Raw genomic sequence first — 22,497 nt, forward strand, 5'->3', positions numbered from 1 at the left:
CCCGCGTGCGTATCAAGCCGGCTGGACAATACTGTCGAGCGAGCGATCCACCATGGCCTTGGCCAGCTCCGCCATGTGCAACACCGCAAACACCAGATCCCGGCTCGTGCCCTCGGCGTTATCGCCCGACTCGTAAGCGGTGGTGATGATGCAGCGCAACAGGTCCGAGGCGTAGTTGAGCGCTTCTTCCTGGGTGACGGATTGGTTGATGGTGTAGAGCGCGTTTGGTGGATCGGGGATGAGTTTTTGTAGCATCTGTCTTTATCCTCGCTTGTTTAAGGAGCAGTCACCCGTCGCTACCAAACGATTGGGGTGGCGGCCGTGCGCAAGTTGGTAGACCGGCAGCCAGGCGAACCGGTGCGTCCGAAGACGCCGAGCGCACGGCCACCATAAATACAGGCCGTAAAAAAGCGCCTCACAGAGGTGGCGCATTGCGCCGGGCTAGCTCAGGTCTACCAAACCTGATCGCTGATTTTGCAGCGACCGGGCAAGCCTAGAGACCGGAGTAAGCAGGCGCAAGGGGTTGGGATTCTCTCGGAAATTTCACTCAACGGATAGAGAGGCATCCTGCTATTGGCGGCGGGATGGTGGCGTTGAGGCCATTGTTTGGCGGGTTTTGAACGATGGGCCTCATGTTCTTTCGCTGGCTGCCTTTGGAGAGGAGGGGGCCGGCGCGTTGCTCAGCTTCACCTGCATCTCCTCCAGATGCCGTGATATTTGTTGATCGCCTGGCCGCTCCATATTGTCAAAGTCCTCAGTACAAGCGGCTGAGACGTGGAGTAGAAAATGATCAAAAAAGTTATCGCTGGCGTTCTGGAAATCGCTTATCTGGAAACTGGCCCGTCCAACGGTGCCCCTGTTGTGCTGCTGCACGGATTTCCCTACGACGTGCACTCGTACGATGAGGTCGCTAGGATTCTGGCCTCCGAGGGGAAGCGATGCCTCATCCCGTATCTACGAGGGTATGGCCCTACAAGGTTTTTGAGCTCACGCACAATGCGTTCTGGTGAGCAGGCCGCAGTTGGAGCTGACTTACTGGCTTTTCTCGACGCGCTGAAAATCGAAAGCGCTGTCCTGGCTGGATACGACTGGGGTGGGCGGGCAGCCTGTATCGTCGCTGCGCTATGGCCGGAACGGGTCGATGGACTGGTCAGTTGTGGTGGCTACAGCATCCAGAATATTGCCAAAGCGCGCGAGCCGCTTTCTCCTGAAGCCGAACAACTTCTTTGGTATCAATACTATTTGCATGGCGAGCGGGGCTATAAAGGCTTGTCTGCGAACAGAAAGGAATTCTGCAAGCTCCTATGGGAAACGTGGTCCCCTACATGGCGTTTTTCGGAAGAAGATTTTGCCTCAACAGCCCTGTCTTTCAGCAATCCAGACTTTGTGGATGTAGTCACCCACTCATACCGGCATCGTTTCGGACTGGCGGATGGCGATCCAGCCTACGAGCAGATCGAATCGAGACTTGCGGCACAACCTGAAATCTCGGTGCCAACGATAGTGCTTGAAGGCCTGGATGATGCAGTTGACCCGCCAAAGCAAGACGACCCGTTTATCAGCCATTTTGTAGGCCCTTACCGCCGGAATTTCGCAAACGGAGCGGGGCATAACGTTCCGCAGGAGGCTGCTCAACAAGTTGCTGACTGTATCTTGGGGCTTGGACAGAAGGTATAGGACGTTCTTAGGTAACCGTCCGGGGAACACACCTTCCTGAGGTCATCGCTTAAGGCGATGGTGTCCGTCTAAATTTGATTGGACGCCATTTCTAGCCTTTTTAAGCGGACGCCCATGCCACAAGAACGCCGTTCCTATAAAAAAACCCACATCATCGCCGAGTGTGCGCAGGCTGACACCTCGATTACCAACGTCGCGTTGACCCACAACCTCAATGCCAACCTAGTCCATAAATATATTCGCGGGCACAGGTTGCCTAGCAGCAAGCCTCGTTCCGAAAAATATGTCAGCCCCAGACAGTGCTGGGTTGAATCTGTTAACAGATTTCTGCGAAGATCCGCTACGAAGGACACCAATATGGAAGGAGCTAGGCATGATCTGCGCATACTGTAAAAAAGACGCTCCAGCAACTCGTGAGCATGTAATTCCAGCGTTTATATATCGCTTTCAGAAAGAGTTGCAAGCTAAAGTGATTGGCTGGAGTGAAGTCGCTAACAAAATGGTAGGCGGCGAGCACCAAGTGAAAGATGTCTGTGAAAAATGCAACGGTGGAGTGCTATCCAGCCTTGACGCTTACGGAAAAGAATTTCTTATCGCCAATGGGTTCTTGACCCAGAATTACATCCAGCGCCGCGCCGAGCTTTCATATGATTATGACAGGTTAGTACGCTGGCTTTTGAAGATATCCTTCAATTCAACTCGCACTGACCAAGGCCACGTCCATTTATTTGAAAAATTCATACCTTATATTTTGAATGGTTCTCCATCACCTCAAAAGATAGATTTTGCAGTGCTGGCAACTCTAGCAGCTCCAGTAACCACTGAAGAACTAAATGGCAAATACAAAGTGTTTGATGATCTTGCAAACGGATCCGGCGTGGTGAATCCATTTTTAATGAGAATCGCCTATGGGCCTAATCAGTACGAAACATTTACATTAAGGGTGATAATGTTTGGCCCATTGACATTTTTCATGCTTATGTATGTACCAGGCGTGTCGGCTGGTGAAGCGTCCATCGAAACCAAGCGGCTATTCAAAGAGTTTTCAAACCTCACTCAGCTGAAGCCTGGAACCACGAAAGCTTTTCTGACAGCTGGCTCCACAACTTGGCTTGATTACTACGCCCTGCAGGTCGGCAGAGTCAACGCTCTCGGCACTTACGCGCCTTAATGGACATCGCTGCGGCGCCTTCTACCTAGCGCCCTAGTGTCAAAATTCGAGCTTGCCTATTGATTCCAGCGTGCATTCCCGGGTGGTAACAAAACGGTTTGCAATGAATGCGCCCTGCAAGCGTCCGGGAGACACACCTTTCTGATTGCGCCGGCGTCCTGACCTGACTGCACGTGCTCCGCGTATGACCCTAAGGACGGTGGCACATGCTGCAGTTCAGTTGTAGGATTGACGAAAAATGGTTATGGATATCCATATGAACCTTGCGACGCTAGCGTTATTCCTGCCCGCATGCTTTGCCCTGAATATGGCGCCTGGGCCTAACAACCTGCTGTCTATCAGCAATGCAACACGCTACGGATACCGCACATCATGCATGGCAGGTGTTGGTCGCTTGCTGGCGTTCGCGGTGATGATTGCGCTGGCTTCGGCAGGCTTGGCCGTAGTGTTACAAACTTCAGAGCTAATCTTCTATGGGATCAAAATAGTTGGTGCGGCATATCTTTTTTACTTGGCATACCAGTTGTGGAGAGCTGCACCGCAAGCAGAAGCTGAGTCAAAAAACGCCCCGATAGGTCTATGCGCGCTGGCAAGGCAGGAATTCCTAGTTGCCGCAGGCAACCCCAAAGCCATCCTGATTTTTACCGCGTTCTTGCCTCAATTCGTCGACCCAACGGCAGACATTGGTTCTCAGTTTACGTTGCTTGGTCTTTTGTTTTTGGTATTGGAGTGGATTGCGATTGGCATCTATGCGTACATCGGATTGCATATGCGACGTTGGTTCGCTCTGCCCCGTGGTAAGCAAATTTTCAACCGTTGCTGCGCTGGCTTGTTGTCGGCTGCCGCCTCGATGCTATTGATGACGCGTCGAGCTTGATCCGTAGTAAGCAGATGATGGTAAGCGTCTTCGACTCATTTGCGTGGTTGGATGGGTTGCCACTTATGCGGCAGCAACTGATCGATTTCACTCGCCCGCTGCGTCGGCAGGCGCGTAAGAACGTCCTTCAAATCAGCATACGGATCATGCCCATTAAGCCGCGCAGACTGGATTAAACTCATGATCGCTGCTGCCCGTTTGCCGCTACGCAGCGATCTTGCAAAGAGCCAGTTCTTGCGTCCAAGCGCCCATGGCCGTATCTGGTTCTCTGCCCAGTTGTTGTCTATGGGTACAGCCCCGTCATCGAGGTAGCGCGACAGCGTTGCCCTGCGTTTCAGGCTGTAATTCAGCGCTCTGCTGATGGCTGAGCCTTCGGGTACGAGGTAACGCTGGGCAATCATGCAAGGCGTTATGCCCGGACGCTTACTGGCTAACGGAATAAATGCAGGTGGGAGCGTTGGGCTTTTCTGCGCTTGCAGCCGAATCCATTTGTGGACGAGGTTTGCGTTGAGACTATGGCTGAGTGCGACGCTGGCAATCGAAGCGCCGGGTTGGGAACACTCCTGAATGACCTGGGCTTTGAAGGGTTTGGAATAGGAACGGCGTGTTGGCTGCATGAAATACCCGCTTAAAAAGCTAGAACTGGTGTGCACTTAAATTTAAGTGCACACCATGTCTTGGCTTTGCGGGGCTGGATAGATGACTTGGCCGGACGGTTACCGCTCAAAAGCATCTAAGGAAGCAGGGGCGACTCACTTTCCTCTCTGTGCCTGGGTCTCCGGGCCAGTGATTTCAATACTTTTCGACGCGAAGCTGACTCATTGTCTAGCCCCAGCCTGCAAGCTAATCTACGATCAGGCCAGAATGCTGGCAAATATAGTTAGGCCTCACAGGGGATATTCATGCAAGGGGAAAATTTGAGAGCCATGCTGGATGCAGATCCTCATGCCGTCCGCTTAGAACAGGACAATAACGAATACCTAGTGAGCTATCGCTTTGACACAGGCGCCGAGGTGGCGTTTGACCCTCGTACCACCACGAAGTGCTCTGTTTTCGTCAGCAAACTCCCCGAGCGTATGAAGGCCCGCCTCGGCAAAGTCACGTGCTATCCACCTGAAAACCCCTCGACTGCACTTGCCCGGGTCTCTTCTCAACTCGCAGGCGAACGACAACTGTTTAAGATAGACCTACCCTCATCTGATTCCGCTCGTGACCTACTGACGTGGATAAGGTGGGCTTGAGACCTAACAATTCATTCAAGCCGACGCCGTGACTCGAACCGGTACGAGATTGCAGATCAGTTATTTCGAATTGGGGCGCCCTCGTTAAACCCCGCTGAGGTCTTGCCGTGTCTACTCGCCAAGGCACATGAGAGGCTCCTCAATGAACCAGATTTTGGACGGATTTTAGCGGAGGGGCTTTACCGATCCTGGTCAGCCTCAATCTACGACTTTCCAGAAGTCTTGAGCCCATGCGGTTACTTCGACGATGCCTATTCATTGGCTGAGAACGGGGTATATGGGACGACCGATCAGATAACGCGCGAGCTACTTGAGTTCACCTCTCGATTCCAGAAATGCACTGAGCTTTTCAGCGCCTAAATGAAAGATGTGGGGAGAAGGCTACCAGCTGCGAGAGGCCGCTTTCGACCCAAAGCGGCCCTTCGGCAGAGATCGGCACGCGGCAGCCGCTCAAATGGGAGTTACGATATCTACGCCGAACCCTCCTGCTCTACATGGGCTATGCCTTCAACCCACTGGTTCGTGAAGCTGGGTTTCTGGCCTATAGCTGCAATATACGTGATGGTTGAACTTATTGAGGAGCGACTGCACTTTCAATAGTGAAGTCGCCCGTAGCTTTCAGCTAAGTGCAGCGTTTCAATTTGTCTACAAAACTCGAGCATATGCCCTATCTGCAAATTTCGGTTAACAGTTTGATTGAAGTTCTCAATTCGGATTCTGTGAAAGTATTGCCTGAGTCTGGGTGGTGGATGGCATTACGGATATAGGTGCTAAGGGCTTCATATGTTGTCGTGTTATGACTGGAAGGCTTTGCATGCCTTGAAGCGTCGTAGAGTTGGTGGTTTTTTATAAAGTTATCGCATGCTTTGATTGTGCCCACGTTTTCTTTGTCCTGAAGCCAACCGTAGAGTTCAATATGGTAATCATTTGAGGGCACATCGAAAGCTAGGAAGGTCGTCTCCGCTGTAGTTATCGAGGGCAAGATTGAGGGGGCGTCAATATTTCGGCAGGTGATGACATTCTGATTTTCCTCTAGGGTGATGACGATGCTGTTTACCTTATCAATCAAAGCTTCTTTAAGAACATGATCTGAATGAGTGGCGAATATGAGCTGGGCTTTTTGCTGTCCGCTTAAAGAAAATAACCCTTTATAGTAGCTCAGTATTTTTCTCTCCCACTTGGGGTGCATGCTTAGCTCCGGCTCATCTATCATAATGGCGGCGCCATCTAGGATGTTTGAGTTTCTAAGTAGAAATATGCCTCTAAATACAACCTGCTTTTCACCGGTGCTCAGTGAGTCTACGGGTATAAGCTTTCCGCTCTTGGAGAAAAGGATGGTTTTCTCGCCATCGATGTCATCTACCTTTTCATATTTCATTTTGTCAAAAAAACTGTCGAACGCACTTTTAAATCTAAATAATTTTGACGTTTGATAAAAGTCATCCCAAGACTTTGGTTTGTCGCCAAGCGCTCGGTTATCTTCTGAATAGCTAGCGTTGTCCTGATTTACTACGTCGACGATTAGCTGTTTTAGCGAGGTAAAATCCTCTTCAGCGTCTATGTCATGCTTTTTCTTGTCAAGCTCACTAGTAGTGGTTGATTTTATTTTTTGGGTTTTATAATCTGATCGCGCTTTAGAGTAAATACAGCCGTAGTGTCTTGGGTCTTTAGTTTCCGTATCTAACAGACCAGAATTGTTATTCCTGTCATGCCTGATTTTTTGAATACCTCCTCCTTCGTCTATAATATCAAAAAATGGCTTGTGCTGATTTCCGTCAGTTGTGTTCTGCGTCTTATATATCTTATCGTCAACGACGTATTCGATATAGTCGAAGTGCTCATATGGCCCAGCACTGAGAAAGCTGCTGATTGCTTCGAGAATAGTCGACTTCCCAGTCCCGTTTTCACCAGCTAGTAGGATGCTGTTGTAAGGCTCACCAGTATCGTGGTTGACAAAATCGAGAGACAGGTCACCTAGTATTGGATGTTTGTTCCATTTGACTTTTCTAAGCTTCATGCTTTGCCCCGAGAGAAGATACGTCGTGTGATTTATCGTTTGGCAAGTCCCATTCCTACAAAGGGTGCCTACAACCTCTGCAAGTGGATGGAGAGTTTTCCGGGCTGCCAGACGATTATTATGACAATCTTAGATACTTGTCGCTATGCATTCGTGTCCTACTCAGCGAACCCACCTGGTCAATTTCTCAGGGAGAGCCTCGCTCTTAGGTAAGACACTCAAAACGTTTTTGACTCTGAGTGACTGCTTCTGGCCGATAGCAGTCGGTCATAAGGAGACCGCTGCTCGCTGTGGTCGGTTAACACATCAGTCTCGGTACTTGAGGCCAATCGAGGCGCTACAGTTCCGAGATTCGATACTTCCCTGCCGATAAGGCCAGCACGCACGTTCCTTCATGCGGGGCGACTGCCGGACGATTGTCAGCTTCACCTTCTCCGGAGCCGTCCTGTCAGGAGAGAGATCGTAGGCAGCGCGAAGGGCAACGACATTGTCCGCGCCTCTTGGAATATAGTTCTGATCGTTGAATGCGGTTTGTCGAGCTGAGTTGGTTGACAGGTGTATGTCCGATGCTCGAAGCCACGATGAGTCGAGTGATTGCCTTCGCACGGTGTCACCTGCCCGAGTCGATTCCGCATCACTTCCCGCGTAACTGATCGCCTGATTCAACACAGAGTCGACGGTCGAGATTCCGCTACCGAAGTGGAATGCACCTATCGCTGCAGTACTTCCAATCGCCATACAGATGAGCACGTAAAAGATGGTGGGTTTTTGACGTGTTCGAATGACTCGTTTTGGAGCGTCGGTAATGTCCGCTATCATCTTCGGATCGTCCTTGAAGAGCTAAAATCTACCCCATGCTTCGGGCTCCGCCCGTATCGTCCACGATCAAGCTTTGAGAAGCAGGGCTATGATCCACAGCGGTATCAAGAGTGCGAGAGGAACTACAATTATAAGGATTACGCCACGGACGACGTATCTCCAACGGTAAAGCCGACTACCTTCAGGAGCGTCCCTGGCTGCTTTCCAAAAATCCCATAACTCAAATATCCTCAATAAATCTATCAGATCCCCAAGATCGATAAGCATCGATGGCCTCGTTTTATATTTATGATGCATTGGAGTGCTGAAAGTATGCTGCGGGCTGAATGAGTGCAATCTACCCATCGCCGACTCCCAGACATTCAAATCAGATGAGTAGATAATCGACTACTATTCCAGCTATTTCCAGTGCGTATGAAAAACGAATCTTCCCAACATGAATCTACTGGCAGTACAGCCTATAACCTTGCGCAGGCCCACGGTGCCCGGCCCCTGTCCGTTGATGGCTATCATCAAACGGTAGAAATGTGTGGTCGCGTCGCCTGCGGCTGGCTGTTCCGCTACAGAATCATTTGCAGCGTGGACATACCAGAGCATGATCAAGAGTCATTCGCTGGCGCTTGAGGTTGCCTGGTTGCTGACGACGGAGAGATAAGTGATCTCTCGGGTCCGATGTTCATGGACATGCTTCACATGCTGGCATAGCCCGCGTGACTACTTCTGGCTGATAGCTGCCCATCACCATTGGCCGCTATCGACCCAAAGGGGACGGTCGCGACCACCAGGGCTTGGCTGCCCGCGTGTTGACGGAGTTGGAAGTTGACGTAAAATCTTCACCCCAAAAAACGGCGTGCATAGCGAGAAGGAGCTTCGATGCAGCGGGTGATGATTATTGGTCAGCCTGGGTCGGGCAAAAGCACTTTGGCGCGTAACCTTGGCTTACGCACGGGCTTGCCAGTCGTTCATATAGACACTATCCACTGGCAGCCAGGGTGGATTGAACGAAGCCGGGACGAGAAAACGCACCTTTGTTACGAGGTCGAGGCCCGTGATCGTTGGATATTCGAAGGTGGCCATTCAGTCACTTGGGAGAATCGAATGGCCCGTGCAGATATGGTGATATGGATTGATCGTTCAGCGACGCTTCGATTCTGGCGCGTGCTGCTGAGGACGCTGATCCAGCGCGGTCGATCTCGGCCTGATCTACCGGAGAACTGCCCCGAACTGCTGGCGAACCTGCCAGAGTTCTTTAGATTCATGTGGCGGACGAATAAAACAGCGCGGGTGAAGATGCAGCAACTCGTGGCGACTGCACCATCGGCATGCCGCGTTGTTCGTCTGCGCTCTAACCGGGATACCAACACGTTTCTCACGAGCATTGGATATTCGGCGGGTCGAACTCCACGAGATTGATCGACGGCTGATAGCCTTGGTACGGAGGCTGCCGATTGTGAACGGCCGCTTTTGGCCGATTGCTGCCGTTCGTGACGGGCAGCAACCGGCCATCAACCGCAGTCAGAAAACCCAATGCCGCCGGTTAGCATTCGACTGAAATCGGCCGAAAACGCTAGCATCAACAGTGGCTGGATTGATGCTCCACACCGCCTTTCGACAAAGTTAAATACGCTCGAATTTGCCAGCTTTCCAGAAGCACACAGTGGGCGAAAGCGGGTCACCCGGATGTTATCTATTTTCTAGAGCGCTCAACTGGCCGTCACGTGTATGGAGCACCTTGTCGCAATCTTGTGTGCAGCCGCAGCAAAGTCTGTGCATTTGCACGTGACGACTACCACTGCTGCGAAGCCGATTGCCAACAGGCTGGGTCGTACAGAGCCGCTGTCAGTAATCGCTTCCTACTGCTGCGTTGTAGGTAGTTAGCAGCAGGTCGTAACCTGTACGGGCGTCGGCAAGGTCCTTGTTCAATTCCGGGGCGTCTGCACCTGCGGCCCAGTGCTGCTGAAGGCGAGCCAATTGATCGAGCCAGTCTTTGGCCGACGCGGTGGTGACGCTCCAGATCGGGGGCTTGTCGCCCTTCGCACGCAAGCGCGGCAAAGCTTTGACGAATGCGTCGGCCTCAAGTCTGGCGTTATCCAGCGACTGCTGCATCGCGAGCAATTGTAGGGGTGTCAGGCTCGCGCCGCTGCTCATGGCGTCGAGGGCGTTGATGGTCTGGCGGGCAAGCAGCATGAAGCGCAGCGTGTGCCAATGCTGGTCATGACCTGTGCTGGCTTCGATGGTCTGAAGCTGCTGAGCCCGCACCACCAACTGCGGCTGTTCCAATGCCTGGCGAAACGGGATGGACTGAATGCGCGTCTGGTCAATGAGGCGACGCAATTGTTCGTTGACCTCGGGGCTAAACTCGTTATCGAGTCCAGGTCTGAAGAACCTTTCCGCTTGCTCGGCGACGGGGCGTAGCGCCGCGTAAGTTGTTGCGTAATCGTTAGCCCTGGTCTGGGTTTCAGCAAGTTCGTCATGATAAACGCCCCCGGTATTGCAAGGCGAAGCCGCAGCGCCCTTGGGCGGGATGGGTTCGCCCGAGCCCATGCCGAACTCGAGAAACTTGAAGGCAAGCGGATCAGTTTCGCGTTTTGCGATGAGCGCGCGGTACTCGGCATAACGCTGTTCCAGAAGATCGGCGCCGTTCACCAGACAGCCGTTCAAGACTTGCACCGTTGCCCATTGCAAGCTGGCGTAGTTGCCAAACAGTTTGGGCGGCTCCGATACCCGTTTGACCAGCGTCATCATCAATACCAGTACGACAACGGCGGCGCCAAATGTGCGAGTGGTGATCATGGGCGATCCTCCTGCCAGTCTTGGGTCCCATACCACTGACTGCGGTTCAACTCGCTCGGGCAAGGCTCGAGCGTCACTTGTCGGGCGGCGCATATGCGTTGCGGCCATGCCTGCAAGCCTTGGTTCACGGGGAGCGGCGCATGTCTGGCCAGCGCTGCAGCCAGCAGCACCGAGGGCACCAGCATGCCTATAAAGGCACCGAGCAGCACTTCGTAAGTTGCGCTGCTGCACAGGCGTGACAGGGCCGAAGCACAGCGTCTGGAGAGGTCCAGTCTGTTCCACACCGCCATGAGTGTGATGATGCCGACGTAAGTCAGCATCACCCTCTCACCGAACAGAAACAGAAAGGCGCCCAGCAGCCAGATCCACAGACTCTCTCGGATCGGCAGCGGAGTAGGGCGGCGCAGGCTCAGCCAGCGGCCGAAGTGCTTGTTAATCCAATTATCGACAGGCCACAGGCTACGGCCTACAGCGTCTCCGAACCAGGCGAGGAAGCAGGCGATCACCCCGAATATAAGCACCCGAAGCAGCATGCTCAGCAGGCTGCCATAAAAGGTCTCGCCGAGCTGATACTCCTGGAACCAACTGAAACAGGCCGACGCGCCGATCAGAGCCACTGGCACCGCCATAATCGGCGGATCACGGCGTAGGGGGCGCCAGATGTCAGGGTTGAGTGAAGGCACCTCATCAAGCAATTGTGGATAGCGACTTTGCACGGTTTGATATAGAGCTTCGCAAACGTTCCAGTCCGCATACGAGAACTTGAAGCTCAGACGAACCCGGCTGTTTTCACTGAGGTCTTTGAACAGCATTCGTGCCGCGCGAGACTCGCTGGTATCAACTCGTTCAGCGAGGCGCAATTGCCGTTCGAGGAAGGTGTGTCTGTCACTGCGTTGTTGCAGCTGACTCCACCAAGGCTGGGGACAAAGGTGATCGTTGTCTTTCCAGTCCTGCTGAGCACAGATTTCGTCGAACAGGCTCTGCGACCAGACCGGAGCCTGGGCAAGCGCTATGGCCAGCCGCTCGCTCAGCCATCGCCGACCGTCCAGCGACTGCAGCCAAGGTGCCGCCTCAAGTGTGTTCGCGAGTTCAAGAAAGCGTGCGCTGTCACCGGTGGATACCGCCAGTTGTAACCAGGCACGCTCCGTCAGTCTTTCTCGCAATCGTTCGAGTGCAGATCGGGGTAAGTCTATGCGCTGCCATGGGCTCAACCATTGGAAATGTTTGATCGCCAGGTCGGTCAGTTCCAGGTCACCATCGGCCAGACAGTACGACAGTAGACCTTGTTCAAACTCCGCTTCGCAGTCATATAGGCGGGCCTGGGCCAGCCGATCCTCGAAGTTGGCTGGAGTCAGTTCAGCAAGACACTGTTCTGCCAGGCGTCGGGCGGCGAACGGACTCGCAGCCTGCGGTGACTCGCTGTGCAGCGGGTCCTGCGGGAAGTCGAGCTCTGCAGACAGCACCGGCTCAACGGGTCGTTGCGGCGCCAGCGGCTCCAGTAATAGTTCCGGCTCTTGCTCTTGTTCTTGCTGCTTCCGGTCCGCCCATTCCAGCGCCTGATCGTAGGCTTCGCGCAGACGCTGGAAACCCTCGGGATCCTCATCGGGGCGGTGGCGCTTGAGCAGTATCGCGTACTGGCGCTTGATGCTGCGTTTATCAGCGCCAGCGGGCAGGCCCATGATCGACCAGCAGTTCATTGCCATACGCCTTCTTCAAAGGCATCAAGCTGAGCCGTAATCTGCAGGCGCAACGCGCGAATGTCGTGCAGCTCCTGGGTATCGCACACACTTGAAGTGGGCGTGTCGCCCAATGCGTTCGAAACCAATCGCGCTTCGCCGTCGCGCCATGCGGCGGTCAGACGGTGAGTGGTGTCGAGGTCGAGGCCGACGATCATGTACGTTGAAGCTCCCTGATAACCTGAATGCCGCTAGTCGGCCTTTGAGGCGGCTTAGCCTAGCGGAGTTGGATCAACGACCGAAGTAAAATTGAACGCCAATAAACGCCTGGCACTGATTCAGGTGCGAAACCTTAATAACGTTGATCCGGTGTCAGATGATTTTTTCGTAGTACAGAGTGAGTAAACGATTCCAGATTCGTCGTAGCATGTATGCGCCCACCAACCCTCACAGGATATGAAGGTTTCCATGCGTCTGTTTTTCCCACTGGCCATAAGCCTGACCCTTATCGGCTGCGCTACGACTAAAACCGATATTCGCAATGAAGCAAAAATCAGCCAATACGATCCGGCCACCATGGCTCGCGTCCGCCTGATTACGGAGAACACTATTACTGGAGGCTACGTGAGTGGTCAGACCTGCGCGACATTCTTCAACTCCTTGCGTACCAAAACGCATGAGGAAGCTGGCTGGCAAGCTGCGCACGTTGACTCACCGGGTCTTTATCCTTTTCGTGCAACAGACACTCAGAACAGCGTGATCGGCATGCCTGCCAGCGAGGCGAGCAAAGCGATCAACAGTTCGTCCAGGGTGTTTGACGAGCATGTCGTTCTGGCTGGCAAGCCCCTTATCGCACAGATATATATGGGAGGATCGCAAATGTCATGCATCCCCGCGCCTGTCACGCTCATCCCTGAACCCGGCAAAAACTATGAGATGGAGTTTCAGATCATAAAATTCAGCACGTTCAAGGCCGGATGTGTGCTTGCTGTTCGCGAGCTCTCCGCTCAAGCCAATGCGACAGTTGAAACGCCACTGAGGCCACAGATTTGTGCCAATACGCTCTTTGGCTGGCAAACCTCGAATCCCAGGCCGTCACCTTGAGGTTCACTGGTTAGTTTAGAAATTCGTCCTCGCGGAACATGGGTTGAAATTTGACTGTCTCGATCTGCTCTTGAACGAGGCCTTATCTGGCAGGTGCGGCCATCCATGAGCGGTAGGAGTTTGCCAAGCGCTTTTACTCCTTGCCGCTCTGGCCACTTTATATGCCGCGATGACTATCAATGAGGTTTGACGTTTTTCATATAGGTTCGCGTTGGGTGATCCACAAGTTTTTTTGTCAATGCGTCCAGCTCCTGGCTGTGATAAAGATCCAGGCACTTCAAAAAATCAAACTTCACACCTTTTATCTCGGATTCAACCAAGGGGTGCGTGTAATCTCTTGCAAGGTACTTGGCCACCAGCGTGGTTATCAGCGCTGGACTTAGCTCCAAATCATAGTATGTCCATTCACGCATGGCGGTGACACTACTTCCCGCGTCCTTGCTCACGTCTGCGTTGTTGGCATAAGCGGTGTCTATGCATGTCGCGAGCGCCATGTCCTTATAGTTGGTTTCAAAGGTACGGTACATTCCCTCTGGCGATGAGGTAGCGGAAAGGGCAGGTGCGCTGGTTATCGCAGCTACAGAGAGGGCTACGATGGTTTTGCGTAGATGCGCCATTAAGACAGGCTCCAGAAATTTGCTTTATCGGTCCGGTAATTTACCTCGGGTTCGTTAAAGTAACAATGATCGTAACACGTGCTGCCATCGAATAATGTCGCGTGTCCACGTGCATCAAACCATCCTGATATTTCAAATATAATAATTCCTTTTTTGCTTGCTAGTGCCCCACCTCCTGAAGGCGGGTATTTGATGGTGTCGGGGTTGCCCCAAGTTTTTGTTAGGAATTCTTTTACATCATTTATACGAAAAAAATACTGCTTCCGGTCATTTCCGGATACCGTTTTGTTGTGTGTTTTCGGTATGGCCAGTCCTGTGTAATTCAAAATATAGCTCATCCTCACGGCGCAGGTATTACTCCATCTTTGTGATGGCTCAGTGCTGTTTATATTTTGCGCCACATAACCTCCAATCAATTCAGCCACTCTTTTTTCCGGCGCAATCGGGTCGTAGACACGCTGCGAGGCAGCCCAGGCAGCAGAAAAAACAGGTCGTGTCATATATTTCCTAGAACTGAGTAAAGTAGTAAAGTAGTAAAGTAGTAAAGTATCAAGGTCAGGTGTAAATTTGATTGTTGATGCGGTTCCATCCGCCAGAAATATTCCCGCCGCTGGCACCGTCAGATCTTTTCTGGAGTGTGTACGTGGTTTTTATTTTTCCATAATTCAGGCTTATGGTTTCCGTAGGGACACCGTCGTCGGCGCTCTGCGTATAGTTAGAGATAATAACTTCCTCTAGTAATACTTCAAAGTACTTGACCTTCTCTCCACCTGCCCTGTGCAAGGAAAGAACAACTTCTTTCAAATGTTTCCCTGCGCACAATGTCTCGATGAGCTTGCAACTCGACTTATCCAGAGTCTTGGTGAACGTGAAGTCGCTGAGTGACGTGCGGCCAGATGATGCACCGCCTGAAGAGCTGGCAGTCGCTGACGTACTTTGGTTCATTCCGAAAACGTACCCGGTAATCTCGATACAGTCCTTGTAACGATCATCAAGCGCTTCACCAGGTATTCCTTCGATTTTAATGTAAGCGTCAAAAGCCATTGTGGTCTCCATGGGTTGTCCGTGAGTGAGTGGTTAGCTAGTTGTATCTCGTGTCGAGCAGAAGGCTCGTGTTGTTTGGTTAATGCCGAGTTGTCGACGTCGCTGTAGACTAAATTAAGCTGAGGCTTGCTTGTGGCGATAATTATGTTGCCCACACACAGAACTGTCTCTGTATTGTGTGTGAAGTGTCCTACAGATCGTGCTTTTCTGTCGCAAGAGTGTATTGGAATCCTGTGGGCTATTGAGGTAAGTTTTGAGTAGATGCCCAGCAATAAGCTTTTTATTAATAGGTTTGTGATTAATTTGAGCGGATAAAAACGTCGTTCGCAGATGATCAGTCAGCATGCTGAGGTGGCTGGTCGGTTTTGGCCCGATCTTCCATTCTGGCCAATGATGACCGTCGAACCATCCCACCTCCCACTTATCACACACCTGTCAGGTATTGACGGGCGATAACTTTCTGGAGCAATTCCGATGGCTGATAAGCGAAAGATTTTCTGGTACGGCACGGCGGGCGATAACGTATCGAGAGCTTTTCCGGAGGCAATGACGTCATCTACGGTGGGGCGGGCTATGACTACATTGCTCCGGATCGGGGAGGTAACAACGTGGTCATCGGAGGGGCTGGGCGCGATGATTTGGTCGCCAACGGCACGACCGTCTTCCGGTATCTGTCGCTGGAAGACAGTTACCTGAGTGCAACTGGCAGCGATGAAAGTGTCGACTGGATCTCGGGCTTCAATTCGAACAGGGACCGGCTCGATCTCACGGCGCTGGGTTTCACCGGGTTGGGTGACGGCACAAACGGCACGCTCAAGGTCAGCACCGAGGGTGATTATGATCACACCTTCCTGAGAAGCTACGAGGCCGATGCAGACGGCAATACGTTCGTGCTGGAGTTTTTCGACTATGTGGACTTCAACGCTGCGAACTTCCAGCGCCTGATTAGCGGCACCGATACGGCTGACGCGATCCTCGGGACATCGGCAGGCGCCGAAACGCTGATGGGTTATGCAGGCCGTGACACGCTGTCAGGTCTGGCTGGAGACGACCGTCTGGTGGGCGGAGCGGGTGTGACACGCTGACGGGCGGGAAGGGGGCTGACGATTTTGTCTTCAGCGCCATCACGGACAGCGTTCACGCCACTTCAGGCATCCAGACGCGGGACCTGATCACTGATTTCAGCGCAGCTCAGGGCGACATCATCGACCTGGCCGGTCTGAACTTCACGGGGCTGGGCAATGGTTACTACGGCACCTTGAGGGTCGAGCCCAATGCCGCTGGCACTCAGACGATTCTGAAATCAATGGAAACCGACGCCGCTGGCAATCGATTCGAAGTGTTGTTCAACGGCGACCTCACCTCCGATCTGAACCGCAACGCCTTCGACTTCGGCAATCCCACCGGGCCGAAAGTGGTCAACAGCCTGACGCAGGATAATCTGGATGTCGTCGGAACCGCCGGGAACGACACGCTCAATGGCGGTGACTACGATGATCAAATGGTCGGGTTTCAAGGCAACGACCAGATCAACGCCGGTTCTGGTGACGACGTGATAGTGGGCGGTTATGGCAAGGACATGATCAGCGGCGGGGCAGGTCGGGATATTTTTCTCTACTACAACGTCGAGGACAGTTATCGGACGGCAGATAGCAGCTATTCAGACCTGATTACCGACTTCGAAGACGGCGACGCCTTTTATATCCTCGATATAGGCCTGGAGCGTGACGGCAATGGTTACAACGGTACGTTGAAGGTTGAATACAACGAGGAACAGGACCGTACTTACCTGCGTTCCTTTGAAAGCAACGCCAAGGGCCAGCAGTTTCAGGTGGCGCTCAGTGGCAACCATCAGAACATCCCTTTCCTGTTCGACGGGCTGTACCTGGATGAGGCGCCCATTCATATCGTCGGGGTCAATCCGGCGAAGCCTCTGGATGTATTTGGCTGAATTGGAGCGTCTGTTTTAACAACGGGAATAAATGAAAAACCCGGCTTTCGCCGGGTTTTTCATGTCTTGCTGTGCACCGTATGACTTACTGCACTTCCACCGCCAGACTGTCGCTGATCTTCTTCTGCCAGATCGCGGGGCCGGTGATGTGGACGGACTCGCCATTACTGTCTACGGCAACGGTCACCGGCATGTCCTTGACCTCGAACTCGTAGATCGCTTCCATGCCCAGCTCGGCGAAGGCAACGACCTTGGATTTCTTGATCGCCTGGGCGACGAGGTAGGCGGCGCCGCCGACGGCCATCAGGTAGACGGCTTTGTGGTCACGAATGGCTTCGATGGCGGTCGGGCCGCGCTCGGATTTGCCGATCATGCCCAGGAGGCCGGTCTGGTCGAGGATCTGACGGGTAAACTTGTCCATGCGCGTGGCAGTGGTCGGGCCCGCCGGGCCAACGACTTCTTCGCGCACCGGATCAACCGGGCCGACGTAGTAGATGAAGCGACCCTTGAGGTCGACCGGCAGGGTTTCGCCCTTGTTGAGCATTTCGACCATGCGCTTGTGCGCGGCGTCGCGGCCGGTGAGCATTTTGCCGTTGAGCAGGACGGTTTCGCCCGGCTTCCAGCTCTGCACGTCTTCCGGGGTCAGGGTGTCGAGGTTGACGCGGCGGGCCGATGGGCCGGCTTCCCAGACGATTTCCGGGTAGGCGTCCAGCGATGGCGCTTCCAGCGAGGCCGGGCCGGTGCCGTCGAGCACGAAGTGCGCGTGACGGGTGGCGGCGCAGTTAGGGATCATGCACACCGGCAGCGAGGCGGCGTGGGTCGGGTAGTCCATGATCTTGACGTCAAGTACGGTGGTCAGACCGCCCAGGCCCTGAGCGCCGATGCCCAGTTGGTTGACCTTCTCGAACAGCTCCAGACGCATCTCTTCGAGACGGTTCTGCGGGCCGCGGGCCTTGAGCTCGTGAATGTCGATGGATTCCATCAACACTTCCTTGGCCATGACCGCTGCCTTTTCGGCGGTGCCGCCGATGCCGATGCCGAGCATGCCCGGTGGGCACCAGCCCGCGCCCATGGTCGGTACGGTTTTCAGGACCCAGTCGACGATCGAGTCGGACGGGTTGAGCATCGCCATCTTCGATTTGTTTTCCGAGCCGCCGCCCTTGGCCGCCACGTCCACTTCCACGGTGTTGCCCGGGACGATGGAATAGTGGATGACCGCAGGGGTGTTGTCCTTGGTGTTCTTGCGAGCACCGGCCGGGTCGGCCAGGATCGAGGCGCGCAGCACGTTTTCAGGCAGGTTGTAGGCGCGACGCACGCCTTCGTTGATCATGTCGTCCAGGCCCATGGTGGCGCCGTCCCAGCGTACGTCCATGCCGACGCGTACGAAAACGGTGACGATGCCGGTGTCCTGGCAGATCGGGCGATGACCGGTCGCGCACATGCGCGAGTTGATCAGGATCTGGGCGATGGAGTCGCGGGCGGCAGGCGACTCTTCACGCAGATACGCCTCGTGCATGGCCTGGATGAAATCCACGGGGTGGTAGTAGGAAATGAATTGCAGGGCGTCTGCAACGCTCTGAATCAGGTCGTCTTGCTTGATCACGGTCATGCGGCGCGCTCCTCTGTAAGGACGGGAACATTCAATTACGCTATCGGCGACAGTCGGGGACTGCGGCTTGAACCAGAGCTGTCAGGGTAGCCGTAGCGGGCGCAAAAAGGCGCGGCAGTATAACCCGCCCGACAGGCCAGTCTGTACAATCGCCGTTATTTTCTGCACGGGGCGCCTTGATGCCGCATTTGCACGTCGGTGACCGCAGTTGGGCGGTCAGCGAAGCCAGTAATCTGCTCGACGCCTTGAATCAGGCCGGTGTGTCTGTGCCTTACAGTTGCCGGGCGGGCAGTTGTCATGCGTGTCTGGTGCGCTGCGTGAAGGGCGATCCGCTCGACGCCCTGCCACTGGCGCTGCCTGCTGACAAACGCCAGCAGGGTTGGCGGCTGGCGTGTCAGTGTAAGGTGGTTCAGGACCTGACCGTCGAAGTGTACGACCCGATGCAGGACGGTTTGCCTGCGACGGTGCAGAGTTGCGACTGGCTGAGCCCGACGGTGATGCGGCTGCGTCTGGAGCCGGGCAAGCCGCTGCGGTATCGCGCGGGGCAGCATCAGGTGCTGTGGACGGAGCAGGGCGTGGCGCGGCCTTACTCACTGGCGAGTCTGCCGGGTGATGACGGGTTTTTGGAGTTTCATCTCGATTGCCGACGCCCTGGCGCGTTTTGCGATCATGCGCGACAACTGCAGGTGGGCGATGGCGTGAGGCTCGGCGAATTGCGCGGCGGGGCGTTGCGTTACGACCCGGACTGGCAGGACAAGCCTTTGCTGCTGTTGGCGGCGGGCACCGGGCTTGGGCCGTTGTGGGGAATCCTGCGCGAGGCGCTGCGTCAGGAACATCAGGGCGCGATTCGGTTGATTCATCTGGCGCATGACGAGCAGGAGCATTATCTGAAAGCCGAGTTGCAGGCGCTCGCTATCAGTTGCCCGAACCTGCAGGTTCAGCTGATCACTCAGGAAACGCTTCAGGATGCACTGGCCGAGCTGCGCATGCTGTCACGGCATGCGATGGCGCTGGTGTGCGGCAGTCCCGAAAGTGTCGAAATGTTTGCCAAGCGGCTGTACCTGGCCGGGTTGCCACGTAATCAGTTGCTGGCGGATGTGTTTGTTCGGCGGGAATGATGTGACGCGCAGCCAGCGGTAAACACACGGTTCGCTGACAGACTCCGGACTGTGGGAGGCGGCTTGCCGGCGATAGCGTCAGTTCAGCCACTGATAGGGCGCTTGATAAACCGCATCGCCGGCAAGCCGCCTCCCACGATGGATCGTCCAGTCCTGAAAACCATAAAAAAGCCCCGGCTCTCGCGAGTCGGGGCTTTTGCGTGTTGCGCTGGACGTCAGACCAATGGGTCGCCGACATGCAGGATCTTCATGCCGTTGGTGCCGCCGATGGTGTGGTAGCTGTCGCCCTTGGTCAGGATGACCCAGTCGCCTTGCTCGACCAGACCGCGCTTGAGCAGCTCGTCAACGGCTGCCTGGCTGACCTGACCTGGCGGCAGGGCTGCCGGGTCGAACGGTACGGTGTAGACGCCACGGAACATCGCCGCGCGGGCTTGGGTGCCACGGTGCGGGGAGAACGCGTAAATCGGTACCGAAGAGCGAATGCGCGACATGATCAGCGGGGTGTAGCCGCTTTCAGTCAGTGCGATGATCGCTTTCACGCCCGGGAAGTGGTTGGCGGTGTACATGGCCGCCAGCGCGATGCTTTCGTCACAACGGGTGAACGAGTGGCCGATGCGGTGGCTGGAGGTTTTGCCGGTCGGGTGCTTTTCAGCGCCGACGCAGATGCGCGCCATGGCCTGGACCGCTTCGATCGGGTAGGAACCTGCCGCACTTTCAGCCGACAGCATGACGGCGTCGGTGTAGTCGAGCACGGCGTTGGCCACGTCGGACACTTCAGCGCGGGTCGGCATCGGGCTGGAGATCATCGACTCCATCATCTGCGTTGCAACGATCACCGCCTTGTTGTGGCGACGCGCGTGCAGAATGATGCGTTTCTGAACGCCAACCAGCTCGGCGTCGCCGATTTCCACACCCAGGTCGCCACGGGCAACCATGACGGCGTCACTGGCGCGGATCAGTTCGTCGAGCACTTCGTCGTTGGCAACGGCTTCGGCGCGTTCGATCTTGGCGACCAGCCAGGCAGTACCGCCGGATTCGTCACGCAGCTTGCGAGCGTATTCCATGTCGGCAGCGTCGCGCGGGAAAGAAACGGCCAGATAGTCCAGGTCCATTTCCGCAGCGAGTTTGATGTCCTGCTTGTCTTTTTCTGTCAGCGCAGGCGCTGTCAGGCCACCGCCGCGACGGTTGATGCCTTTGTGGTCCGAGAGCGGGCCACCGATCAGGACGGTGCAGTGCAGTTCATCAGCGGTTTGAGTGTCGACGCGCATGACCACGCGACCGTCGTCGAGCAACAGCTCGTCGCCCACGCCGCAATCCTTGACCAGATCCGGGTAGTCGATACCCACGATCTGCTGGTTGCCACTGGTCAACGGGTGAGCGGTGGAGAAGGTGAACTTGTCACCCACTTTCAGCTCTATCCGCTTGTCGGTGAATTTGGCGATACGGATCTTGGGACCTTGCAGGTCGCCCAGCAGAGCGACAAAGCGCCCGTGTCTGGCGGCGATTTCACGGATCAGCTTGGCGCGAGCCTTGTGCTCATCCGGGGTGCCGTGGGAGAAGTTCAGACGAGCAACGTCAAGACCCGAGAGGATCAGTTGTTCGATGACTTCCGGCGAGTTGCTGGCAGGGCCAAGTGTGGCGACGATTTTGGTGCGGCGAACGGTCATGCACAAACTCCTTAATTGAAGCGCAGCGAGAGGCTACTCCTGTCTGTCTCTTTAGTCATTGTTCCTTTGCACTACCTTGCTGCTGGCAGGCAGGGCAATCGGCTGACGGCCGGTGCTCGATCGGCCTGAAGAAATTGGATGTCGAGCCGATAAATGGCAGAGAACAGGAGAGTCCCATGCGTATTGTAACGATTGTTGTATTACTGGCTGCGGTCAGCGGTTGCACCCGTTGGGCAATGAACTCCAATCTGGATCATGCCTACCGTGCTTATCAGGAAGGCGACTGCGATCGGGTGATGCTCGACCTGTCCAAGGTTGAACGTCAGAGTCGCGAGCGGCGTTACGTCCAGCCGGAGGTCTCGATGTTGCGCGGACAGTGCCTGGAGCGTCAGAAGCTTTACGTCGATGCGGCATCGACCTATCAGTTTCTGATGAACCAGTATCCGGCCAGTGAATATGCGTACCGCGCGAAGGCCCGGCTCGACACACTGGCGCAATTGGGCCACTACCCGGCGGCGCAACCCGCCAGAACGATTCCTGCCTCAAAATAATTACACCCGATTGGATGATTGGTGTCGTATACGGGTGGATGTTACAAAGATTTGCGCTAGGCTGACTGTCAAGGGAATGAAAGAGCCTAAGGCTCTGGTCTTAAGGAGTTCCTGCGGCACTGCCATTGTTGAACGCCGCAGGATCAAAGTTCTACGTGACCATGCTCACTGGTCTCTGAAGGCGGCCTGCCATGCTAAAAGAGCGAAAAATCGAACGACACCAATTGCAGGAATATCTTCAGGTTTTCAATAGACACACCGACCGACCACTCGGTTGTCTGGGTAACGTTTCAGAAGAGGGGCTGATGCTGATCAGCAGTATTCCTCTACTGGTCGGTGCCAGGTTTGATTTGCGTGTGAAGATGCCCCGTAGTGGGGGGCTAGATACCATCGACGTCAGCGCGACGTGCATGTGGTGTCATGAAGACGAGACACCCGGCTGTTACGACTCCGGTTTCGAGCTTGTCGAGATGTCCACGGACTATCTCGAGTTGGTTCGTATCCTGCGGCAGTATTTCTGTTTCTACCCCAGCCTCGAGGCTTCGGCCTGACAGGTCAGCAGTCG

At 54.6% G+C, this 22,497-nt stretch carries 21 protein-coding genes and 1 pseudogene; 11 read left to right on the forward strand and 11 right to left on the reverse strand.

Translation table 11 applies throughout. The annotated features are described in order from the left end of the window. Positions 1-12: 12 nt before the first annotated feature. Positions 13-255, reverse strand: coding sequence for a DUF6124 family protein (locus AO065_RS12155; RefSeq protein WP_004881424.1), 243 nt, complete (start codon positions 253-255; stop codon positions 13-15). Between the two features lie 531 nt (positions 256-786). Here AO065_RS12155 and AO065_RS12160 point away from each other — a divergent pair. From AO065_RS12160 to AO065_RS12170, 3 genes are all read left to right on the forward strand, one after another. Then, positions 787-1,677: an alpha/beta fold hydrolase gene (locus AO065_RS12160; RefSeq protein WP_004881420.1), complete on the forward strand. Its 891-nt coding sequence runs from the start codon at positions 787-789 to the stop codon at positions 1,675-1,677. A gap of 373 nt (positions 1,678-2,050) precedes the next feature. Beyond that, entirely contained in the window at positions 2,051-2,848 is a 798-nt protein-coding gene (locus AO065_RS12165; protein ID WP_004881417.1) for a hypothetical protein, read from the forward strand. 256 nt (positions 2,849-3,104) lie between these two features. Beyond that, on the forward strand, positions 3,105-3,725 hold the full coding sequence (locus AO065_RS12170; protein ID WP_004881414.1) for a LysE family translocator: 621 nt from the start codon (positions 3,105-3,107) through the stop codon (positions 3,723-3,725). A 35-nt stretch (positions 3,726-3,760) separates the two neighbouring features. Here the strand turns inward: AO065_RS12170 and AO065_RS27790 are convergent, their stop codons facing one another. Both AO065_RS27790 and AO065_RS12185 read right to left on the reverse strand, forming a co-directional pair. Further along, positions 3,761-4,342, reverse strand: a complete 582-nt coding sequence (locus AO065_RS27790; protein ID WP_004881412.1) for an IS66 family transposase — start codon at positions 4,340-4,342, stop codon at positions 3,761-3,763. Between the two features lie 1,291 nt (positions 4,343-5,633). Further along, positions 5,634-6,983: an AAA family ATPase gene (locus AO065_RS12185; protein WP_004881408.1), complete on the reverse strand. Its 1,350-nt coding sequence runs from the start codon at positions 6,981-6,983 to the stop codon at positions 5,634-5,636. A 1,692-nt stretch (positions 6,984-8,675) separates the two neighbouring features. On the opposite strand from AO065_RS12185, the gene AO065_RS27645 reads away from it, so the two are divergent. Then, positions 8,676-9,215 carry a P-loop NTPase family protein gene (locus AO065_RS27645; RefSeq protein ID WP_004881403.1) on the forward strand — a complete coding sequence of 180 codons (540 nt, stop codon included), beginning with the start codon at positions 8,676-8,678 and terminating at the stop codon, positions 9,213-9,215. 426 nt (positions 9,216-9,641) lie between these two features. Here the strand turns inward: AO065_RS27645 and AO065_RS12205 are convergent, their stop codons facing one another. The 3 genes from AO065_RS12205 to AO065_RS12215 are packed head-to-tail and all read right to left on the reverse strand — an operon-like array spanning position 9,642 to position 12,489. Next, positions 9,642-10,595: a DUF3829 domain-containing protein gene (locus AO065_RS12205; RefSeq protein ID WP_004881401.1), complete on the reverse strand. Its 954-nt coding sequence runs from the start codon at positions 10,593-10,595 to the stop codon at positions 9,642-9,644. Continuing rightward, positions 10,592-12,292: a J domain-containing protein gene (locus AO065_RS12210; RefSeq protein ID WP_004881399.1), complete on the reverse strand. Its 1,701-nt coding sequence runs from the start codon at positions 12,290-12,292 to the stop codon at positions 10,592-10,594. The genes AO065_RS12205 and AO065_RS12210 overlap by 4 nt, the downstream gene beginning before the upstream one ends. Continuing rightward, positions 12,289-12,489 (reverse strand): hypothetical protein, encoded by a 201-nt coding sequence (locus AO065_RS12215; protein ID WP_004881398.1) that lies wholly within the window; start codon positions 12,487-12,489, stop codon positions 12,289-12,291. The genes AO065_RS12210 and AO065_RS12215 overlap by 4 nt, the downstream gene beginning before the upstream one ends. 250 nt (positions 12,490-12,739) lie before the next feature. On the opposite strand from AO065_RS12215, the gene AO065_RS12220 reads away from it, so the two are divergent. Continuing rightward, a complete protein-coding gene (locus AO065_RS12220; protein ID WP_004881395.1) occupies positions 12,740-13,375 on the forward strand; it encodes a hypothetical protein in 636 nt (211 codons plus the stop codon). A gap of 176 nt (positions 13,376-13,551) precedes the next feature. Here AO065_RS12220 and AO065_RS12225 read toward each other — a convergent pair whose 3' ends face one another. From AO065_RS12225 to AO065_RS12230, 3 genes are read right to left on the reverse strand one after another with little or no spacing between them, the layout of a single operon-like run. Further along, positions 13,552-13,992, reverse strand: a complete 441-nt coding sequence (locus AO065_RS12225; RefSeq protein WP_004881393.1) for a type VI secretion system amidase immunity protein Tai4 — start codon at positions 13,990-13,992, stop codon at positions 13,552-13,554. Next, the gene (locus AO065_RS26625; RefSeq protein ID WP_004881391.1) at positions 13,992-14,492 is read right to left on the reverse strand and encodes a type VI secretion system amidase effector protein Tae4; all 501 of its coding nucleotides are present in this window, start codon (positions 14,490-14,492) and stop codon (positions 13,992-13,994) included. The genes AO065_RS12225 and AO065_RS26625 overlap by 1 nt, the downstream gene beginning before the upstream one ends. A gap of 55 nt (positions 14,493-14,547) precedes the next feature. Beyond that, the gene (locus AO065_RS12230; protein ID WP_004881388.1) at positions 14,548-15,036 is read right to left on the reverse strand and encodes an Hcp family type VI secretion system effector; all 489 of its coding nucleotides are present in this window, start codon (positions 15,034-15,036) and stop codon (positions 14,548-14,550) included. A gap of 524 nt (positions 15,037-15,560) precedes the next feature. Between AO065_RS12230 and AO065_RS27795 the strand changes: the two are divergent. The 3 genes and pseudogenes from AO065_RS27795 to AO065_RS12240 form a co-directional block, all read left to right on the forward strand. Then, positions 15,561-15,620 (forward strand): annotated as a pseudogene (locus tag AO065_RS27795) (hypothetical protein); the annotation flags it as partial. A gap of 24 nt (positions 15,621-15,644) precedes the next feature. After that, entirely contained in the window at positions 15,645-16,121 is a 477-nt protein-coding gene (locus AO065_RS12235) for a calcium-binding protein (protein WP_004881387.1), read from the forward strand. A gap of 221 nt (positions 16,122-16,342) precedes the next feature. Then, positions 16,343-16,987 carry a calcium-binding protein gene (locus AO065_RS12240; RefSeq protein ID WP_004881385.1) on the forward strand — a complete coding sequence of 215 codons (645 nt, stop codon included), beginning with the start codon at positions 16,343-16,345 and terminating at the stop codon, positions 16,985-16,987. 85 nt (positions 16,988-17,072) lie between these two features. Here AO065_RS12240 and AO065_RS12245 read toward each other — a convergent pair whose 3' ends face one another. Further along, on the reverse strand, positions 17,073-18,596 hold the full coding sequence (locus AO065_RS12245; RefSeq protein WP_004881383.1) for a fumarate hydratase: 1,524 nt from the start codon (positions 18,594-18,596) through the stop codon (positions 17,073-17,075). Between the two features lie 179 nt (positions 18,597-18,775). Between AO065_RS12245 and AO065_RS12250 the strand changes: the two genes are divergently transcribed. Further along, positions 18,776-19,714 carry an iron-sulfur-binding ferredoxin reductase gene (locus tag AO065_RS12250; RefSeq protein WP_004881381.1) on the forward strand — a complete coding sequence of 313 codons (939 nt, stop codon included), beginning with the start codon at positions 18,776-18,778 and terminating at the stop codon, positions 19,712-19,714. Positions 19,715-19,929: 215 nt separating this feature from the next. Here the strand turns inward: AO065_RS12250 and pyk are convergent, their stop codons facing one another. Beyond that, positions 19,930-21,381 (reverse strand): pyruvate kinase, encoded by a 1,452-nt coding sequence (pyk, locus tag AO065_RS12255; RefSeq protein ID WP_004881379.1) that lies wholly within the window; start codon positions 21,379-21,381, stop codon positions 19,930-19,932. Positions 21,382-21,557: 176 nt separating this feature from the next. On the opposite strand from pyk, the gene AO065_RS12260 reads away from it, so the two are divergent. Together AO065_RS12260 and AO065_RS12265 are read left to right on the forward strand one after the other, a co-directional pair. Then, positions 21,558-21,932: a tetratricopeptide repeat protein gene (locus AO065_RS12260; RefSeq protein WP_004881376.1), complete on the forward strand. Its 375-nt coding sequence runs from the start codon at positions 21,558-21,560 to the stop codon at positions 21,930-21,932. Between the two features lie 191 nt (positions 21,933-22,123). Further along, positions 22,124-22,483, forward strand: a complete 360-nt coding sequence (locus AO065_RS12265; protein ID WP_004881374.1) for a PilZ domain-containing protein — start codon at positions 22,124-22,126, stop codon at positions 22,481-22,483. Positions 22,484-22,497: the final 14 nt, after the last annotated feature.

Origin of the sequence: Pseudomonas viridiflava, assembly GCF_001642795.1 — a bacterium.
GTDB classification, from domain to species: domain Bacteria; phylum Pseudomonadota; class Gammaproteobacteria; order Pseudomonadales; family Pseudomonadaceae; genus Aquipseudomonas; species Aquipseudomonas viridiflava.

Bases quoted from the DNA above. Each gene is read 5' to 3' on its own strand.
- AO065_RS12155 (WP_004881424.1), bottom strand. From the start codon at position 255: ATGCTACAAAAACTCATCCCCGATCCACCAAACGCGCTCTACACCATC.
- AO065_RS12160 (WP_004881420.1), top strand. From the start codon at position 787: ATGATCAAAAAAGTTATCGCTGGCGTTCTGGAAATCGCTTATCTGGAA.
- AO065_RS12165 (WP_004881417.1), top strand. From the start codon at position 2,051: ATGATCTGCGCATACTGTAAAAAAGACGCTCCAGCAACTCGTGAGCAT.
- AO065_RS12170 (WP_004881414.1), top strand. From the start codon at position 3,105: ATGAACCTTGCGACGCTAGCGTTATTCCTGCCCGCATGCTTTGCCCTG.
- AO065_RS27790 (WP_004881412.1), bottom strand. From the start codon at position 4,342: ATGCAGCCAACACGCCGTTCCTATTCCAAACCCTTCAAAGCCCAGGTC.
- AO065_RS12185 (WP_004881408.1), bottom strand. From the start codon at position 6,983: ATGAAGCTTAGAAAAGTCAAATGGAACAAACATCCAATACTAGGTGAC.
- AO065_RS27645 (WP_004881403.1), top strand. From the start codon at position 8,676: ATGCAGCGGGTGATGATTATTGGTCAGCCTGGGTCGGGCAAAAGCACT.
- AO065_RS12205 (WP_004881401.1), bottom strand. From the start codon at position 10,595: ATGATCACCACTCGCACATTTGGCGCCGCCGTTGTCGTACTGGTATTG.
- AO065_RS12210 (WP_004881399.1), bottom strand. From the start codon at position 12,292: ATGAACTGCTGGTCGATCATGGGCCTGCCCGCTGGCGCTGATAAACGC.
- AO065_RS12215 (WP_004881398.1), bottom strand. From the start codon at position 12,489: ATGATCGTCGGCCTCGACCTCGACACCACTCACCGTCTGACCGCCGCA.
- AO065_RS12220 (WP_004881395.1), top strand. From the start codon at position 12,740: ATGCGTCTGTTTTTCCCACTGGCCATAAGCCTGACCCTTATCGGCTGC.
- AO065_RS12225 (WP_004881393.1), bottom strand. From the start codon at position 13,992: ATGGCGCATCTACGCAAAACCATCGTAGCCCTCTCTGTAGCTGCGATA.
- AO065_RS26625 (WP_004881391.1), bottom strand. From the start codon at position 14,492: ATGACACGACCTGTTTTTTCTGCTGCCTGGGCTGCCTCGCAGCGTGTC.
- AO065_RS12230 (WP_004881388.1), bottom strand. From the start codon at position 15,036: ATGGCTTTTGACGCTTACATTAAAATCGAAGGAATACCTGGTGAAGCG.
- AO065_RS12240 (WP_004881385.1), top strand. From the start codon at position 16,343: ATGGAAACCGACGCCGCTGGCAATCGATTCGAAGTGTTGTTCAACGGC.
- AO065_RS12245 (WP_004881383.1), bottom strand. From the start codon at position 18,596: ATGACCGTGATCAAGCAAGACGACCTGATTCAGAGCGTTGCAGACGCC.
- AO065_RS12250 (WP_004881381.1), top strand. From the start codon at position 18,776: ATGCCGCATTTGCACGTCGGTGACCGCAGTTGGGCGGTCAGCGAAGCC.
- pyk (WP_004881379.1), bottom strand. From the start codon at position 21,381: ATGACCGTTCGCCGCACCAAAATCGTCGCCACACTTGGCCCTGCCAGC.
- AO065_RS12260 (WP_004881376.1), top strand. From the start codon at position 21,558: ATGCGTATTGTAACGATTGTTGTATTACTGGCTGCGGTCAGCGGTTGC.
- AO065_RS12265 (WP_004881374.1), top strand. From the start codon at position 22,124: ATGCTAAAAGAGCGAAAAATCGAACGACACCAATTGCAGGAATATCTT.